The organism is Streptomyces sp. RPA4-2, from assembly GCF_012273515.2.
In the GTDB taxonomy this organism is placed as follows: Bacteria; Actinomycetota; Actinomycetes; order Streptomycetales; family Streptomycetaceae; genus Streptomyces; species Streptomyces kaempferi.
Map to the genome: position 1 here is coordinate 9445338 of NZ_CP050975.2, position 15725 is coordinate 9461062.

The window sequence follows — 15725 nt, forward strand, 5'->3', positions numbered from 1 at the left end:
GACCGTGCGGGCGAAGCGGGTCAGGACGAGGTGAGCCGTCCGTCCGGGTCCTGCAACGTGCCGTGCCGGGACGGGTCTTGGAGCATGCGGCGCACCAGGGGCGCGGGCATCCGCACCACCACCGGGACGGGGAGGGTGAGGTCCCGTACGGCGACGGACGCGGCGCCGGACCGCCCCCGGCCGCTCACCCGGGCCACCACCCGCACGTCCAGGGTGAACTGCACGAGCGTCGACTCGGACTTCGGCTTGTGCAGCGGCATCGAGCCGGAACCGTGGGCGGCCGCGTCGGTGGCGCCGCCCGCCCGGTCGGCGTGGCCGAGGAACTGGTTCATCCGGAACTCGTCCGCGTTCAGCACCCCCGCGCCGCCCAGCCCCCGTACCGACGTGCCGTGCTCCGCCGCCCGCTGGTGGTCCGTGCCGGTGGGCCGGGGTGCGTCCAGGCTGCTCTGCGCCACCGTCTCGAAGGTCATCTTGTCGCCGACACCCAGCACCCGTCCGCCGCGCAGCCTGGCGTGCAACGAGGTGCGCAGATCCTGTCCGCGTACGCCGGACGCGTGGACGACCGGCAGGTCGGCCCCGGCCGCCGTCAGCAGCGGCAGGGCGGAGATCAGCCACTCGGTGGAGACCGCCTCGCGCTGGGCGTACGCCGCTGCGTCGCCCGTCCGGCGATAGCGCTCGACCCCGTGCGCCGCGCGCACCGTGTCGTCGATCACCCGCCGGATCTCGGGCGCCCCGCGAAACCCGTTGACCTGCGCCTCCATCGGCAGGCTCACCCCGCGGGCGTGCCAGGGTCCCAGCCGGGCCGCCGTGGCGTCGTCCGGCCGCAGGAACGCCTGCCCCACCTCGGCCCGCGGCACCGGCCGCAGCCGGGACAGCGCATCGAGGTCGTGCGCCGGCACGCGGTGGACCAGGGACTGGCCGCCGAGCGTGGCCAGACCCACCCGGCCCCGGGACGAGTGCAGTTCGAGGGTAGCCTCGATCGGTACGCGCATCCGCACCGAACGGGCGGAGGCCTCCGCGACGGTCTTCACGCCCAGTTGACCCCGCCCGACGGCGGCGGACCTGGTCACGTCCCAGACGCCGACGCCGAGCCCGCCGGACGCGCCGACGCTCCTGAGCGGGCCACCGCCGCCCTCCGGTTTGCCCGCCCCCGCCACGACGCCCTCGAGGGTGCGCACGTCGCCGGTCTCGGCACCGCGCGCCCTCTGCGCGACGGCCGAGGTGATGTACTCCATGTCGCGGCCGTCGGCCGCGTCGCCCTCGGCCGTGCCGGGCCGGGTGCGACGTACGCGGAACACGGCCCAGTACGGCGTCCCGCGACCGCGGAACAGCTCGACGGGCACACCGCCGTCCATCGCTCCGGAGAGCAGTCCGGCGGACCCGTCCCGGTCCAGGACGCGCAGCAGCCGCTGCATGTTGTCGTTCGGATCGGCCAGTTGCCGCCGGGGGAGCAACGCGTCCGCGAGGCCCCGGTCACGGCGCCCGACGTCGGTCCGCAGCCGTTCGAGCAGCGGGACGAAGTCGGGCAGCTCCTCGATCATGCCGAAGCCGAGCGGCAACTCCTGGGCCAGGGCGGGAACAGCCGCCGCGGGGGTCGTCGATCCGCTCGCCCGCTCACCGTGCCGCGGCGAGCCGGCCGGCTTTCGTACGGTCCTGTCGTCGCGCCCGGTCCGTGTGTCGTCGGCGGACGTCTCCGCGGCGGCCGTGGAGCAGGACGAGCCCACCGCGGGTGTGGGTTCGCTCGCCGCGCCCCCGGGCACGCGCAGACCCGCGGCCCGCACCTGTTCCCCGGTGAGCCAGAGCGCCGCCGCGGCGGGCAGCGTCCGCTCGCCCTTCGCCACGTACGGGCCACCTCCCGTGACCTTGACCTCGCCGACCATACGGACCACCAGGTCGCAGTGGACCAGGTAGAGGGGACGGCCGCGCGGGGTGTGGGCGTTGCGCTCGACGCTGCCGCTCAGCGTCGTCGCCACGGAGCCGCTCTCGCTCAGGCTCCGGCCGGCCGACACCCCCTCGCCGATCCGCCACCCGGCGCCGTTCTCCGCTCCGAGGAGACCTCCCTGCACCGAGGTCGTGGTACCGCGGCCCTCCTGCCCGGTGACCTGGTGCCCGCCGAGGACGAACGTCTCGGTTCCCGGTCCGGTGCCCTGTGCCACCACCTCCGGGTTGACGAGGGCGAACCGGGTGCCCACCGCGCCGTCGAGCGCCGCGAGCCTGCGCGGGTGGCGCAGGTTCTTCACCACCCAGCCGGAGGAGACCGCCTGGCGCAGCGCCGAGGTGATGGCCTGGGGGCTGAAGCGTTCCTCGATCGCCAGCCTCGGCGCGAGACCCTCCGTCCGCAGCGCATGGTCCGCACGCGGCTCCCGGCCACGGGCCGCGGCCTGCGACAGCAACCGGAAGGCGAGGTCCCGGACCGGGCCGCCGTCTCCCAGGGTCTCCACCAGGGTCCAGTCCCGGACCGCGCGGCCCGTGATCGACCGGGGCGTCATCGTGGACAGGTCGCCGATGCCGGACGCGGTGAACTGCCGCTGCGGCGCCGCCAGTCCGGCCGTACGGGTCCTGGTGCGGGCCGTCAGCCGGTCCTTCGCCGTGGTGTCCAGGGTGAACGCGGTCGGGGTGAGCAGGCGTACATCCTGCTCCGCCGGCGCCAGCGCCTCCGTGTCCGCACTCGACGCGATGTGTTCGGCCTCGGGCGCGTCCCGGCCCGGGGCGCCGGGGGTGAGGGCGCGCCGGGCGGACCGCTCACGGGTGGTCATGGTGACATCGACGTCGAGGCGCAGCGCGCCGCCGAAGGAACTGGTGCTCTCGCCGCCGTTGGTCAGCACGTCGGTGCGCGTCGTCGGGCCCGCCTGGTTGCGCCGGGAGCTGTGCCGGATCCGTTCGCCACGCACCGAGGCGGACAGCACCCCGGGGACGAGCCGGAACTGGCCGAGCGCGAGGCCGCCGACCGAGCGCGAACTGGAGCGCCCGCTCTGGGAGTTGCTGGTGACGCCGGAGTGACTGCGCACCAGCCAGTCCTTGGTGTCTCCCAGATGTCCCGTCTCGCGGAGCGCCCCGACGACGCGGATCTGCACGTCGTGCGCGTGCCACCGGCTCTTGCGCCGCATCCGCACGCGGATCCCGGAGGAGAGCAACTGGTCCTTGTTGACCCGCAGGTTGGTCTCCGACAGTACGGTGACGAGCTCGCGGTAGTTGCGGCGCTGGACCTCGGCCTCCTCACGGCTCGCCTCCGCCGCCGGCCCCGGGCCGAACGAGGGCAGATAGCCCGCGAGGCGCGGATCGGCGGTGAAGAGCCGCTCGATGCCGGACAGCAGCGGCGCGGTGTCGAGTTGGCTGATCGTGACGCTCGATCCCATGGCCCCGAAGGGCAGATGGCGTTCGGTGTCCTGACCCGCGCGCGAGCTGCCGCCCCCCTCGGCCTCCGCCGTCTGCCCGGACACCGCGGTGTCCCCGGCCCTCTTCTTCCCGGCGTCCCCACCGGCGGGTACGGCGACCATCGGGCCCGCCGTGACACCGTCGGGCAGTGCGAGCCCGAGTGCCTGTGCCTCGTCGGCCCGGAGAGCGACCCACACGTCCATCGAGTGGTGAGCGGTCCGCGTTCCCGCGCGCACCCGCATCGCGGGCGAGAGCGGGCCGGTGCCCTCGACACGGAACCGCACCCGGCCGAAGTAGAGCACCTTGTCGCCCCGGACCTCGGCTCCCTGACGGCTCGACACCGTCTGTTCGGCCATCGTGAACCGCGCCTTGCGGACTCCGGCCGTGGGCATGACCGTGCCGCGCACCGCGGCGGCACCGCCCAGGACTCCGAACCCCGCCGCCGGGCCCGCGCCGAAGGTGCCCCCGCGCCCCTTGCCCGCCGAGTGGGACACCGAGTGCTGCGCCTGCTGGTGCGTGCGCAGCTGCGTCCCGCCGATCGGCCACGAGGGCGCCAGGCCGGTGAGGTCGGCGCGCATCCGGTAACTGCCCGTGGCGCTGCCGTCCTTGGCCACCAGGTCCTCGCCCATCACCCACCCGCCCAGCAGCGCGGCAGATCCTCCAGCACCGTCGTGGTGGAGGTGGCGTCGTGCAGCCGGGTCCGGCCGGGCGCACCCGGCGAGGTCAGGGAGGGATGCAGCACGGAGCGGACGGTGTCGAACAACCCGCCACCGCCCGGTTCCGGCGCCGCGGCATCGTCCAGCGCGACCGGGGCCAGGGAGTCCGCGAGCCGCACCCGGTTCGCCAACGGGGCGTCCAGGGGCCGCAGTCGGGCCGGCGCGGGTGTCTGGGCGGTCACGGGTACCAGGTGTTCGACGGGCACCCGCATCATCAGCGTCCCGCCGCCTCCGAAGGTCTGCGCAGCCTCACCCTGCCGCTTGATCCGTATGCCGTAGCGCACCTTCCTCGGTATCTCGACCGAACCCTTGTCACTGCGCAGCACGCGCGGTTCGGACACGGCCTTCTGTACCCGGGTGTCCGTGGAGGACAGGAACGGTTGCGCGTTCGCCGTCACCGCCCCGCCGAGCCACACACCGGGAACCACCGGCGCCAGCCCGAACGCCATGAAGTTGACACCCTTGCCGGCCGAGCGGCCCGAGCTGTGGCTCACCGCACCCGAGGTGTTGTGCTGGGTGTCCACCTTGACGCCGGCTCCCTCGGCCAGGCGCACGGCCTGGGCCGCCTGCCGGGGGCCGGGCTCCGTGCGGGGAGCGGAGCTGCCGTGGCCGTCGTGGTCGTCGGCCCGCTCCTTGCCCGTGGTCCCGGCGCTCTCCACCCTGGCATGGAGGGCGGCCATGGACTCGGCCTGTTCGGCCGCGGCCGCCCGCGCCTTCGCCGCCCCGGGGGAGACGAAGGTCTCGGGCAGGTCGGCGCTGTCCCGGGAGACGGTGACGGTGACGTCGTACCACCCCTTCCCCTCCGGTCCCTCGACGGTGAAGGAGCGGCCCTGCCCGTAGAACGTCTCGGGGCGCCCGGCCAGCTCCTCGCGGATCTCCGCCACCGTGCCGTCGGAGCGTCCGACGATCGTCCCGAGGGTGGTGGAGACGAACTCGTGCCCGGTCAGCCGGTACGCCGTGGAGAGGCCCGGAGCCCGTAACTCCCGCAGATACGGGGGCAGTCCGAGGGGCACATGGGCCGTGGCCGGGGCGGCGCCGGACGGCGGGGGTCCCGGCCGACGCGCCGGGCGGCCCGAACGTGCCGTGGTGGGCCGCGGGGGAGTGGTCCTTGTTCCTTCCCCGGTCTCGGTTCCTTCCCCGGTCTCGTCCTCCTCACGGAGGGCGGGCAGCACCGTGGGCAGCTTGGTGGCGGCTCCGCTCTCCGGCAGCTCCTCGACCGTGGCCGGGACGGCGGGCCCGGCACGCGGAGGAAGCCCGGATCCGGCCAGGCCTTCGAGCGCCGGGGACCGCCCGCGCAGTGCGCGCGCCGTCGCGGCGTTCCCCGCGGACCTCTGCAGGGCCAGCAGAGTCTGGGGAGTCATACCGGGGGCCGTCGTCGCGGACGGCGGGCGCGCCGCCGGGGTTTCGCCGCCGCTCCTGGCGGAGGTTTCCGCACCGACCGGCCCTCGGCCGTGGTCGCCCGCACCGCCGTTTCCGCCCGACGTCTGCCGCTGCCTGCGCACTGTGAGCCGTCCCCGTCGCGGGGTGGCAACCCAGCCCCATCGGATCCATCCGCTCGGGAGCGTAACCACCACGGCGGCCACCCGGGGAGCAAGATCACGGACTCTGGCGGATGGACGTCCGCCGACCACCGAGGGGTCGACGGGAGTACACCCGGGCTCCATGTCCGGTGTCCGCGCGGTCACTTCGACCAGGGTGGAAAGCCGTTGCCGCCCGCCGGCCGCGGCACCCACTGTGGCGGTGTTCGACAACGAACCACCACCCACAGGGGGATCTCTCATGCGCCGTATCCCGGCAGTCGTCGCCACCTGCGCCGCGACACTCGCCTTCCTCGCCCCGGCGGGCATGGCCGCCGCCGCGCAGGCCGCGCCCGCCGAGCAGTCGTACACCGTCGTGCCGTACGAGAACGTCAACGTCCGCCAGCTGCCGACCAAGGACAGCGCCTTTCTGGCCACCCTGACCGCGGGCCGGTCCTACCAGGCCTACTGCTGGACGCACGGCCAGACCGTCACGGACCACGGCTACACGAACGACATCTGGATCGGGTTCGCCGACGGTTACAGCAGCGCGGTCTACTTCAAGGGCGACCAGTACGCCAACCTGCCCGCCTCCAACCAGTGCTGAGCCGGGAGACCCGCATGCCGACCAGGCGGCTCACGGCCCGCGCAGCCGTCGCCGGTGCCGCACTCGCACTCGGACTCCTGATGGCCCCGGCCGCCTCGGCGGCGCGGGCCGAGCACACCAGAACCGTTGCCTCCGACACGTACACGGTCACAGCCCGTACGGACACGTCCGTCTACGCCGGTCCCAGCACCTCGTACCCGCGCAGGGGGTCGCTGCGCGCCGGCCACACCTACCCCGCCGACTGCTGGCTCATGGGCGATGTCGTGGCCGGCAACGGGGGGACGAGCGGCGTCTGGATCCACGTCCTGGGCGACAAGGACACCGGCGCCGGCTTCGTCAACGTCGTGTTCCTGCAAGGGGACGACCACGCGGGACTGCCCGCCTCGGCCCGCTGCTGACCTCACGCGAACGGGCCTGTGCGAAGGGCCCTTGAAGCGGGGCGCCCGCGCGGCTCAGCCCTTGTCGGCGCGCAGCGCGGCGAGGGCCCGGTCGGCGTGGGCGCTCATGCGCAGTTCGCTGCGGACGACCTCCAGGACCGTACGGTCCCGGCCGATGACGAAGGTGACGCGCTTGGTCGGGGCCAGCGAGAAGCCGCGCTTGACGCCGAACCGTTCGCGGACCGTCCCGTCGACATCGGACAGCAGCGGGAAGCCCAGGCCGTTGCGCCCGGCGAACTCCTGCTGCCGGTCGACGGTGTCACCGCTGATGCCCACCGGCCGCGCGCCGGCGGCGGCGAACTCGGCTGCCAGATCGCGGAAGTGGCACGCTTCGGCGGTGCACCCCGCCGTGAGGGCGGCGGGGTAGAAGAACACCACCACCGGTCCGTCGTCGAGCAGTTCGGACAGCCGCCGGTCCGTGCCCGTCTCGTCGGGGAGGACGAAGTCCTCCACCTTGTCGCCCACTTCGACCGTACGTGTCATGACCGGCCCTCCCCACTCCTCGCGACGCCGCGTGCCCACAGCACCAGCGGTACCTGCAACGGAAGCCGGGCGAGTGCCGCGGCCTTGAGCGGCGCGGGACGGTGACGCCAGTCCACGGCCATCTGCACATTGGCGGGGAACACCCCGACGAAGAACGCGGCCGTGGCGAGCGCGGCGGCACGCCGTGTCCGGGGCAGCGCCACCCCGGCGGCCAGCGCCAGTTCGGCGGCCCCGCTCACATACGTCCAGGTGCGGGGCGATCCCGGCAGAGCGCGCGGAATCGTCGCGTCGAACTGCTTGGGTGTCACGAAGTGACCGACCCCCGCGGTCGCCAGCAGACCGGCGAGCAACAGGGCTGAGCGTTCCGACCGTGGCACGGTTCCTCCTCCTGGGGCCTCCGCGAGATATTACTGGACGGTAAGAGGAGGTGCGGAGGGCGGTTCCGTACGGTCGAACGGATCTGTCGCCTCGTCAGTGTGCGGCGCGGACGCCGTCGAGGGCGACGGTCAGGACGCGGTCGCGCTGGGCGTCGTCGAGGAAGTTCGTCGAAGTGATCCCGGCGACCATGCGCAGGAGGTCGTCGAAGTCCATGTCCGTGCGGGCCTCGCCGGCCTTCTGCGCCCGCTCGAACAGCGGTCCGCCCGCCTGGTACATCGAGTCCCGGCAGGCCAGGAAGATCTCCGACTCGTTGTCGAGCGCCTCACGGATGGCCCGCTTGGTCACGGTGTAGTCCACGAACCGGCGCAGCCACGAGGTCAGCGCCGCCCAGGGTTCCTGGGTGGCGACGTCCCGCGCCATCCGGCACAGGGCGTCCACCTCGTCCGCGTAGACGCTCTCGAAGAGATGGCGGCGAGTGGGGAAGTTCCGGTAGAGCGTGCCGATGCCCACCCCCGCACGACGGGCGATGTCCTCCAGGGACGCCTCCGCGCCCTTCTCCGCGAACGCCTCACGCGCGGCGGCCAGCAGGGCGTCGTAGTTGCGAGCGGCGTCCTTTCGGTGCGGACGCTGGGACGCCACGATCCCGCTGATGGAGAGCGGCTGGGCCGTCACGAGTGCCTCCCGGCAGCGAAGAGGTTGTACCGGAGGTGAGCCTCCGGTACAGTGGAGGTATACCTCCACTTTAGCAGTCGGGGCTACGTTCCCGTCGTTGCGTGCGGCCGCACGCGACGACGACGTGCCCGTGCCCCCTGTTGACGGGCAGTGGGCCCTGTGCCGCCCGCGCCGCCCGTCCGTCCCTTCTCTCCCCCGCGACCGCTCCGTGCGCTCGCCCCACGCTCACGGCCGCCCGTCGGCCATCCCTGCCGTACGACCACGGCCGCATCCTGTTCCGAGAGGCTTTTCCATGCCCAGGAAGTCCACCCGCCTCACCTTCGCGGTCCTCGCGACCGGCGCGGGGGTGTTCTCCATGCTCCAGTCGTTGATCGCGCCGGCCCTGCCGACCGTCCAGCACGCGATGCACACCTCGCAGTCCACCGTGACCTGGGTGATGACGGCGTACCTGCTGTCCGCGTCCGTCTTCACCCCGATCCTCGGCCGGGTCGGGGACCTCGTCGGCAAGAAGCGCACCCTTGTCGCCGTCCTCGTGACCGTGACGCTCGGCTGTCTGCTCGCCGCGCTCGCGCCCTCCATCGGCGTACTGATCATCGCCCGGGTCGTCCAGGGCATAGGCGGCGCACTGTTCCCGCTGTCCTTCGGCATCATCCGGGACGAGTTCACCGCGGCCGAGGTCGGCCCGAGCATCAGCAACCTGTCCGCCGTGATCGCGGCGGGCGGCGGCGTCGGCCTGGTGGCGGCCGGTCCCATCGTGTCGGCCCTCGACTACAAGTGGCTGTTCTGGCTGCCGGTCGGCGTGGTCGCGGTGACCACCCTGATCGCGCTGCGCTGTGTTCCCGAGTCCCCGAAGCGCGCCGAGGGGCGCGTCAGCTGGCTCGGCGCCGTACTGCTCTCCGGCTGGCTGGTGGCCCTGCTGCTGCCGCTCAGCCAGGCGACCCACTGGGGCTGGGGATCGGACCGGGTGATCGGCCTGTTCGTCGCCGCCGTGGTGCTCTTCGCGCTGTGGCTGTACGCCGAGGCCCGCTCCAGCAGCCCGCTGATCGACCTGAACGTCATGCGGCTGCCCGCGGTGTGGACCACCAACGCCGCCGCCCTGCTGTTCGGCGCCGGCATGTACGCGATCTGGTCCTTCCTGCCCGGCTTCGTGCAGACCCCCCGCTCCGCGGGCTACGGCTTCGGGGCCAGCGTGACCGGGGCCGGACTGCTCATGCTGCCGATGCTGATCGCGATGTTCTGCTCGGGCGTGCTGAGCGGCCGGCTGGAGCCGGTGCTGGGCGCCAAGAGGCTGCTCACGACCGGTGCCGCGCTCGGCGCCGTGGCCTGCGGATTCCTCGCCGCCTGGCACGACCAGCAGTGGCAGGTGGCCTTCGCCGCGGGTGTCTTCGGCCTCGGCATCGGACTGGCCTTCGCCTCGATGGCCAACCTGATCGTCGGCAGTGTGCCGGCCGAGCAGACCGGCGCCGCGACCGGGATGAACGCCAACATCCGTACCATCGGCGGATCGATCGGCGCGGCCGTGACCAGCGTCCTGGTGACCGGCCGCCTCCAGCCCTCGGGCCTGCCCTACGGCTCCGGCTACACCCACGGGTTCAGCCTGCTCGCCCTGCTCTGCCTCGGCGCCGCGCTGGCCGCCCTCCTCGTGCCGGCCCGGCGGACCGGACGTATGCCCGGCGCCCGCGCCGTCTCCGACCCGCCGAGCACGGAGGCCGAGGCCGTCGTGTCCGGCGCGCGGAACTGAGACGGACGGACGACGGGGCCTTGGACTGTACGGCCGGGTCGTACAGGCGGGGCCGGGCCTGCGCGGCCGGGTCGTACAGGCGGGGCCGGGCCTGCGCGGCCGGGTCGTACGGGTGGGACCGGGCCGTACGACCCGGCCCCACCGGTGGGGCGGCGCACGTACCGCCCCGCCGGTACGGACGGCGTTCCGGCGAGGTGGGGGGTGTCTCGGCCGTCGGAGCGGCGCCTCGACGATGCGGGAAGATGCTTGTCCTACTGTGCTACCGAGGCATGACTCCAAATGGGCGGCGCCCTCACCCGACCCGGTGAGCGGACGGACGGGCGCGTACCACCGGCGCACGCGTAGCCGTTGCTCCGTCATGGACAGCACACACACGGCCCGGCGGCGCCGTCCGGAGGAGGACTTCGCCGGCCGGCCCCACGCCGAGCCGGCGGCCGGCCACCCGACGCACCCGCCGATCTACGCCCAACTGGTCGCGGAATGGCGGGCCAAGGGCCGTACGGTCCCGGAGCGCCGCGAGGTCTTCGAGGTGCTGTGGGCCTCCTTCGCCGCCCCCGACCCGTCGGAGAGCGAGCTGTGTCCGGCCGGCTCCCGAGCGGTCCGCCGGCCGGTGGGACCCCCCTCCCGGCCGTCGGACGCCCGCACGGAGCGGGCCCCGGGGAAGGAAGAGGGCGAGCAGGTGCCCGCCGTCCCCGTACCGCGCGGTCTTCCGGGCCGCTGACCCCCGCTGTTCCTCCGGTGTCTCAGCACTCCCGCGAGGGTGCCAGGACGGCGAGGGTCCCGTTGGCCTGCTGCAGGGCCAGCTCCAGGGAGGCGGCCGAATGGAGCTCCCCGGTGCCGTCCGGCGGGATGAGCCACTCCAGGAACCCCGCGGAGCGGTAGGGCGGGGGCACGGCGACCCACGATCCCTTGCAGGCATAACGGATACCGGATCCGACCCAGCGGCTCTCGGGGTCCGGTGCCAGGAAGAAGCCCACGCGGCGGGCCGCGGTGTCCACCAGGGTCGGGCCCGGCGCGTGCGGGGGGTCGTTCCACAGGATGTCCAGGGCGAGCAGGCCGAGTTGCTCGGGAACGCTGAGGACGTCCCAGAACCGGCCGGCCTCCAACAGCGCGGTTCCCGGCTCCTGATCCCATTCCCGCTTGCAGGCCCGAGGGTCCGAGGCCGCCGCCGCGAGCCACTCGACAGCTTGCCTCCACGCTGCATCCGGCATGACCAACTCCCGCGTCCTCACAGGCTGTTCGGGCGTGTGCGAAGCGACACCCGGATGCGGGACCGCACCCGGGCGCCGACCCGGCGTGTTCATGCTGGTAGATATTTCTATTCTTCGGAAGGGGTGGCGCGGTCTGGCGTTTACCGCCGGGCCGCTCGGATGTCATCCACAGGGTCCGTGGCGGGCGACCGCGAGCCCCACGGGGACGACGGTCACGGCCCCACGGAAGAGTGGTGACAGTGCGGTGTACGACCGTGACCGGCGCGCGGGAGGGGCAGGCGTGGCGACATCCGGCTGATCCCGTGCCGGGGACAGTGGGGACAGGGGGGGGGGCAGGGGGGACAGGGGACCGCCGACCCTGGCGTCCCGGAACCTCGGCAGGGACGGACGGCAGGAACAAAGAGGTTGAGAGCGCCGGGCCCGCCCGGAGATGATCTCCAGCATGTTTTCTCGCAAGAACCGCCGACCGAAGTCCGCCGACCTGCTGAAGGCCTGGGAGTGCCTGGACGCCGGGGACATACCCGGCGCCCTGCGGCTCGTGAAGCAGGGCGCGGAGACCCTGCCGCTCGCGGAGACGGCGCTCGTGGCCGGCCGGGCCGCGGGAATGGCCGGCTTCGACGACCTCCGGGAGGCCGCCGCGACGCTGGCCGCGGATCCCGGGAAGGGGCAGGCGCTCTACGACTTCGGGTACGCCTGTGTCGAACGCGGGCTCTCCGCCCTGGCGATACCCGCCCTGCGTGAGGCGGTGCGCGGAAACCCGGGCGCCCTGATGGTGATGCGTGAGCTCGTGTCCGCGTACGAGCGCGAGGGCCGGCACGGCGAGGCCGTCGAGGTGCTGACACGGTACGAGGACGACTTCGCACAGTGGCCGGACCGCTACCTCCTCGTCTACAACGCGATCATGTCCGGTGACCTCCCGCTGGCGAGGCGCCAGCACGCGCTGCTGCCGGACCCGACGGACCCTCGGTGGGTGCCCACGCGTGACCGGCAGCGCCGGATGCTGGAGCGGGCCGCGAGCGCGGAGCCGGTGAGCCCGCTCGACGTGACCGACCTGCGCGGCTGGCAGTTCGTGATGGGCGGCACGATCCTCGGCACGCTCTCGCCGTTCGGCTTCGGCGCCGGGATGACCGGCCGGTACGCGTGGCTGCAGGACTCCTACGGCCAGTGCCTGGAGGGTCTGCTGCGGCTGAGGGCGCTGCTGGACGCCGCCGAGGTGCGCCCCCGGTCGGTGTCGCTCCTGCCCGACCGCGACAGCCGGATCCTCGGTCTGGCCGCCGCCGAGGTGCTCGGCCTTCCCGCGGAGCCCTTCGCTCCGGGACGGGAGGACACCGTCGTGGTCGCGTACGACCTGAACGGGGCGGCCGAGGCCGACGGGGGCCCCGAGATCCTGGGGCAGCTCTTCGACCGCGCCCCGGGACAGGTGCTGCACGAACACGCGAGCAACTGGACCGACGCCCCGGTGGTCACCGCCGACAGTGTCACGCTGCTGCACCAGTCGGTCGTCGCTCCGTGGGGCCCGCAGCTCGGTGCGGGGGACGACGGCGGTGTGGAACGTGGGGCGGCCGACGACCGGCCGGCGGAACGGATCGCCGCCGAGATCGTGGGAGCCGATCCGTCCCCGGGGGAGGGCGACGGCGAAACGCCCGCGGACCCGCTCGGCGCGATCACCGACTTCGTGGCGGCGGTGCACGGCTCCTGGCTCCGGGGCGACCGGGCCCGGCTGACCTCGACCGGCCCGGTCCCCAGCGCCAGGTTCGCCTGACCGGCCCCGGCCCCAGGTGCGCCCGGCACGGCGGGAATGCGATGAGGGGGGTCGCTGTTACACCCCACGTAGCTGGCATGCGCGAGTCAAGATCCTCGCGGTGCGGGCGGAAGGAGGACCTCATGGCACGCAGCAGTGCGCGTCCCGTCGTCACGCTGAGGTCGACGGCCGGGACCGGCGTCACCTACGTGACGCGCAAGAACCGTCTCAGCGACCCCGACCGGCTCGTCCTGCGCAAGTACGACCGGGTGGCGGGTGAGCACGTTCCGTTCCGCGAGGAACGCTGAATCGACCCCGGCGTGGCCGGGTGGGCAGTGGCAAGGAGGCAACACGCATGAGGCCCCGTATTCATCCCGAATCCAGGCCGGTCGTCTTCCGTGACCGGGCCGCGGACGTCGCGTTCCTGACACGTTCGACGGCGCGCTCGTCGAGGACGATCGAGTGGGAGGACGGCAACACCTACCCGCTGATCGATGTCGAGATCTCGTCGGCCAGTCATCCGTTCCACACCGGGAACGCGCGGGTCGTGGACAGCGCCGGCCGGGTGGAGCGCTTCGAGCGCCGCTACGGCCGCGCGGCCGCGCCGCGGCACTGACCGCGGGCCCGCCTGCCCAGGAGAAGGAGAACAGAGCTGTGAAGGTACGTAATTCCCTGCGCTCGATGAAGTCGAAGCCCGGCGCCCAGGTGGTCCGCCGGCGCGGTGTGACCTTCGTCGTCAACAAGAAGAACCCGCGTTTCAAGGCCCGCCAGGGCTGACGAAGCACCCGGGGCGGACAGAGTGACGGCCGGCCCGGTCCTCGCACGGTGCGAGGACCGGGCCGGCCGCTTGTCGCGAGGCCGGAACCACCGCGTGGTGCGGAACCCGCCCGCCGATTCGCCGGAGCGAGGTACTCACGGGAGCGGACCGAGGCGGGTTGAGTAGCCGTACTCATGCCCGGCGACCCCGGTGGCCCACACCATGGACCTCACACGGCACGACGAACATCGCACGCTGATTGACCGTCAGCTCTGGTTCCGTTCAAGGGACTTGGTGTGCGTCGTGCCGAACCGGCCCCGCGTGTGCGGTGGTCGGTCCGTCGGCCTTCTCGTCATGGGGGAATCACATGTCCAAGCGCCTCGTCGTGTCCGCACTCGCCGGTGCCGTCGTCCTGGGTGGCGGCGCCGCTGCCACCGTCGCCCTCGTCGGAACCGCCGACGCGGCCGGACGGACGGGAGATCCGGTGATCGGGAAGTCCTCCTCGGACCCGGTGGTCCTCGGGAACGGCGGGACCCATACCTTCACCTTCACCACCTCCGTGTCCGACGACTCGGGCATCAGGAGCGTGAAGGTCCTGGCCTGGCCGAGGAGTTCGCACCTGGCGCCCAAGGCGTCGGAGATGGCGTACGTCGAGAGCGCCACGTGCAAGGCTTCCTCGGCGACCACCTCGGTGTGCGCCTACCGGTCTCCGGTCGACGGGAAGGACGCCGCCGACGTCCCGGCCGGTACGTGGTACATCGCGGTCCTCGTCACCGCCAAGGACCACGGCACGACGTTCTCGGCGAAGGCGTCGACCTTCACCGTCACGCGTCACGCGGGCTGAGCGCCACCCGAACGTCGCCGGTCCGGCGACAGCCCCGCGGGGGAACGGGCCGCCGCCGCGGCCGCGTTGTGTCCCGCGGCGCTTCTCCGCTATAGTCGATCTTGAGCACGCGGCCGGATCTCCGGTAGCGGGCCCGGCGTTGGTGGTCCAAGGAAAGACGCCCCGCTTCCTGCGGGGAGATGCAGGTGCAAGGCCTGCCCGGCGCTCCATACGGCCCCGCTCTCCGATTCGGAGAGCGGGGCTCATGTGTTTTCCGGAAACCCCCCGCGGTACGCGTCTCACTGTGCGGACGTCGCTCCCGAGCCCGCCTGCGGACGGCGCCCGTGCCACGTGCTGGTCGGCGGTCGGAGCGCGCACCGGATCCGCGGATCGGTCCCGTCCGGCCGACGCGGAACCGCACCGCACCCATGGGACGCTTGGGCCGGTTCGAGGCCGCGGTGACGGCTGACCGCAGCGCCCGCAGCGCGTGTCGGCAACATACCGGACAAAATTGTTGACAATCTTCTCGGCCTGGATTTACGTTCGACAGGCACTCACTCAGGGAGGGCACGATGCCGAAGGAAGCCCGTCCGGGCACCGGCGAGCAGGCCAGGAAGCACGTACTGGCACAGCTGCGGCAGGCCATCCTGCTGGGCGAGATGGCGCCGGCCCAACGGCTCGTGGAGAACGAACTCGCCGAACGGTTCGACGTCACCCGGGCCAGCGTCCGGGCCGCGCTGATCGAGCTGGAGTCGGAGGGACTCGTCGAGCGGATCCGCAACCGCGGTTCGCGGGTGCGGGTGGTGACGGTCGAGGAAGCGGTGGCCATCACCGAATGCCGTATGGCCCTCGAAGGCCTGTGCGCGGCCAAGGCGGCCGTCGCGGCCACCGAGGACCAGCTCACCGAACTGGCCGGCCTGGGAACGGCGATGTCGAAGGCGGTCGCCGACGGTGAGCCGTTGGTCTACTCCGGGCTCAACCACGAACTGCACGCCCGGATCAGGGAGTTCTCCGGCCAGCGGGTCGCCGTGGAACTGCTGGAGCGGCTCAACGGACAACTGGTGCGCCATCGTTTCCAGCTCGCGCTGAGGCCCGGACGTCCCCAGCAGTCCCTGAGCGAGCACCTGGCCATGATCGAGGCGATCAGGGCCCGGGACCCGCAGGCGGCCGAAGCGGCCGTCCGCGGCCACCTCGCGGGAGTCATCGACGCACTGCGCCAATGACGTCTCGGAGGTGGGCCGACCGGCCTGTCCACCAAGGAGATGTG

At 72.9% G+C, this 15725-nt stretch carries 16 protein-coding genes; 10 read left to right on the forward strand and 6 right to left on the reverse strand.

Annotated features, from left to right (window positions below):
* Positions 1-20: 20 nt before the first annotated feature.
* Positions 21-4004, reverse strand: coding sequence for a hypothetical protein (locus tag HEP85_RS41720; RefSeq protein ID WP_369658069.1), 3984 nt, complete (start codon positions 4002-4004; stop codon positions 21-23).
* The gene (locus tag HEP85_RS41725) at positions 4004-5452 is read right to left on the reverse strand and encodes a hypothetical protein (RefSeq protein ID WP_369658070.1); all 1449 of its coding nucleotides are present in this window, start codon (positions 5450-5452) and stop codon (positions 4004-4006) included. Before HEP85_RS41725 ends, HEP85_RS41720 begins: the two co-directional genes overlap by 1 nt.
* A 418-nt stretch (positions 5453-5870) precedes the next feature.
* On the opposite strand from HEP85_RS41725, the gene HEP85_RS41730 reads away from it, so the two are divergent.
* On the forward strand, positions 5871-6215 hold the full coding sequence (locus tag HEP85_RS41730) for an SH3 domain-containing protein (protein ID WP_168532551.1): 345 nt from the start codon (positions 5871-5873) through the stop codon (positions 6213-6215).
* Positions 6216-6229: 14 nt separating this feature from the next.
* Positions 6230-6613 carry a hypothetical protein gene (locus HEP85_RS41735; RefSeq protein ID WP_168532553.1) on the forward strand — a complete coding sequence of 128 codons (384 nt, stop codon included), beginning with the start codon at positions 6230-6232 and terminating at the stop codon, positions 6611-6613.
* A 54-nt stretch (positions 6614-6667) separates the two neighbouring features.
* Here the strand turns inward: HEP85_RS41735 and HEP85_RS41740 are convergent, their stop codons facing one another.
* From HEP85_RS41740 to HEP85_RS41750, 3 genes are all read right to left on the reverse strand, one after another.
* On the reverse strand, positions 6668-7135 hold the full coding sequence (locus HEP85_RS41740) for a peroxiredoxin (RefSeq protein WP_168532555.1): 468 nt from the start codon (positions 7133-7135) through the stop codon (positions 6668-6670).
* Positions 7132-7512: a MauE/DoxX family redox-associated membrane protein gene (locus tag HEP85_RS41745; protein ID WP_168532557.1), complete on the reverse strand. Its 381-nt coding sequence runs from the start codon at positions 7510-7512 to the stop codon at positions 7132-7134. Before HEP85_RS41745 ends, HEP85_RS41740 begins: the two co-directional genes overlap by 4 nt.
* 94 nt (positions 7513-7606) lie before the next feature.
* Positions 7607-8185: a TetR/AcrR family transcriptional regulator gene (locus HEP85_RS41750; protein WP_168532559.1), complete on the reverse strand. Its 579-nt coding sequence runs from the start codon at positions 8183-8185 to the stop codon at positions 7607-7609.
* Positions 8186-8477: 292 nt separating this feature from the next.
* Here HEP85_RS41750 and HEP85_RS41755 point away from each other — a divergent pair, with 292 nt between their 5' ends.
* Together HEP85_RS41755 and HEP85_RS41760 are read left to right on the forward strand one after the other, a co-directional pair.
* Positions 8478-9926 (forward strand): MFS transporter, encoded by a 1449-nt coding sequence (locus tag HEP85_RS41755; RefSeq protein ID WP_356012425.1) that lies wholly within the window; start codon positions 8478-8480, stop codon positions 9924-9926.
* 358 nt (positions 9927-10284) lie between these two features.
* Positions 10285-10647: a hypothetical protein gene (locus HEP85_RS41760; protein WP_369658071.1), complete on the forward strand. Its 363-nt coding sequence runs from the start codon at positions 10285-10287 to the stop codon at positions 10645-10647.
* Between the two features lie 22 nt (positions 10648-10669).
* Here HEP85_RS41760 and HEP85_RS41765 read toward each other — a convergent pair whose 3' ends face one another.
* A complete protein-coding gene (locus HEP85_RS41765; protein ID WP_168532563.1) occupies positions 10670-11137 on the reverse strand; it encodes a hypothetical protein in 468 nt (155 codons plus the stop codon).
* 442 nt (positions 11138-11579) lie between these two features.
* Here HEP85_RS41765 and HEP85_RS41770 point away from each other — a divergent pair, with 442 nt between their 5' ends.
* The 6 genes from HEP85_RS41770 to HEP85_RS41795 all read left to right on the forward strand — a co-directional run bounded on the left by HEP85_RS41770 (position 11580) and on the right by HEP85_RS41795 (position 15681).
* Positions 11580-12899, forward strand: coding sequence for a lipopolysaccharide assembly protein LapB (locus HEP85_RS41770; RefSeq protein ID WP_168532565.1), 1320 nt, complete (start codon positions 11580-11582; stop codon positions 12897-12899).
* Positions 12900-13021: 122 nt separating this feature from the next.
* Positions 13022-13186, forward strand: coding sequence for a 50S ribosomal protein L33 (rpmG, locus tag HEP85_RS41775; protein WP_153286939.1), 165 nt, complete (start codon positions 13022-13024; stop codon positions 13184-13186).
* A 47-nt stretch (positions 13187-13233) separates the two neighbouring features.
* Positions 13234-13494, forward strand: a complete 261-nt coding sequence (locus tag HEP85_RS41780; protein WP_168532567.1) for a type B 50S ribosomal protein L31 — start codon at positions 13234-13236, stop codon at positions 13492-13494.
* 38 nt (positions 13495-13532) lie between these two features.
* Complete coding sequence (ykgO, locus tag HEP85_RS41785) at positions 13533-13655, forward strand: type B 50S ribosomal protein L36 (protein ID WP_148014371.1); 123 nt, start codon at positions 13533-13535, stop codon at positions 13653-13655.
* Positions 13656-14002: 347 nt separating this feature from the next.
* The gene (locus tag HEP85_RS41790) at positions 14003-14479 is read left to right on the forward strand and encodes a DUF5707 domain-containing protein (RefSeq protein ID WP_168532569.1); all 477 of its coding nucleotides are present in this window, start codon (positions 14003-14005) and stop codon (positions 14477-14479) included.
* A 551-nt stretch (positions 14480-15030) separates the two neighbouring features.
* The gene (locus tag HEP85_RS41795) at positions 15031-15681 is read left to right on the forward strand and encodes a GntR family transcriptional regulator (RefSeq protein WP_168532571.1); all 651 of its coding nucleotides are present in this window, start codon (positions 15031-15033) and stop codon (positions 15679-15681) included.
* Positions 15682-15725: the final 44 nt, after the last annotated feature.

Bases quoted from the DNA above. Each gene is read 5' to 3' on its own strand.
- HEP85_RS41740 (WP_168532555.1), bottom strand. From the start codon at position 7,135: ATGACACGTACGGTCGAAGTGGGCGACAAGGTGGAGGACTTCGTCCTC.
- HEP85_RS41730 (WP_168532551.1), top strand. From the start codon at position 5,871: ATGCGCCGTATCCCGGCAGTCGTCGCCACCTGCGCCGCGACACTCGCC.
- HEP85_RS41795 (WP_168532571.1), top strand. From the start codon at position 15,031: ATGCCGAAGGAAGCCCGTCCGGGCACCGGCGAGCAGGCCAGGAAGCAC.
- HEP85_RS41770 (WP_168532565.1), top strand. From the start codon at position 11,580: ATGTTTTCTCGCAAGAACCGCCGACCGAAGTCCGCCGACCTGCTGAAG.
- rpmG (WP_153286939.1), top strand. From the start codon at position 13,022: ATGGCACGCAGCAGTGCGCGTCCCGTCGTCACGCTGAGGTCGACGGCC.
- HEP85_RS41765 (WP_168532563.1), bottom strand. From the start codon at position 11,137: ATGCCGGATGCAGCGTGGAGGCAAGCTGTCGAGTGGCTCGCGGCGGCG.
- HEP85_RS41725 (WP_369658070.1), bottom strand. From the start codon at position 5,452: ATGACTCCCCAGACTCTGCTGGCCCTGCAGAGGTCCGCGGGGAACGCC.
- HEP85_RS41720 (WP_369658069.1), bottom strand. From the start codon at position 4,004: ATGGGCGAGGACCTGGTGGCCAAGGACGGCAGCGCCACGGGCAGTTAC.
- HEP85_RS41760 (WP_369658071.1), top strand. From the start codon at position 10,285: ATGGACAGCACACACACGGCCCGGCGGCGCCGTCCGGAGGAGGACTTC.
- HEP85_RS41790 (WP_168532569.1), top strand. From the start codon at position 14,003: ATGTCCAAGCGCCTCGTCGTGTCCGCACTCGCCGGTGCCGTCGTCCTG.
- HEP85_RS41780 (WP_168532567.1), top strand. From the start codon at position 13,234: ATGAGGCCCCGTATTCATCCCGAATCCAGGCCGGTCGTCTTCCGTGAC.
- HEP85_RS41735 (WP_168532553.1), top strand. From the start codon at position 6,230: ATGCCGACCAGGCGGCTCACGGCCCGCGCAGCCGTCGCCGGTGCCGCA.
- HEP85_RS41755 (WP_356012425.1), top strand. From the start codon at position 8,478: ATGCCCAGGAAGTCCACCCGCCTCACCTTCGCGGTCCTCGCGACCGGC.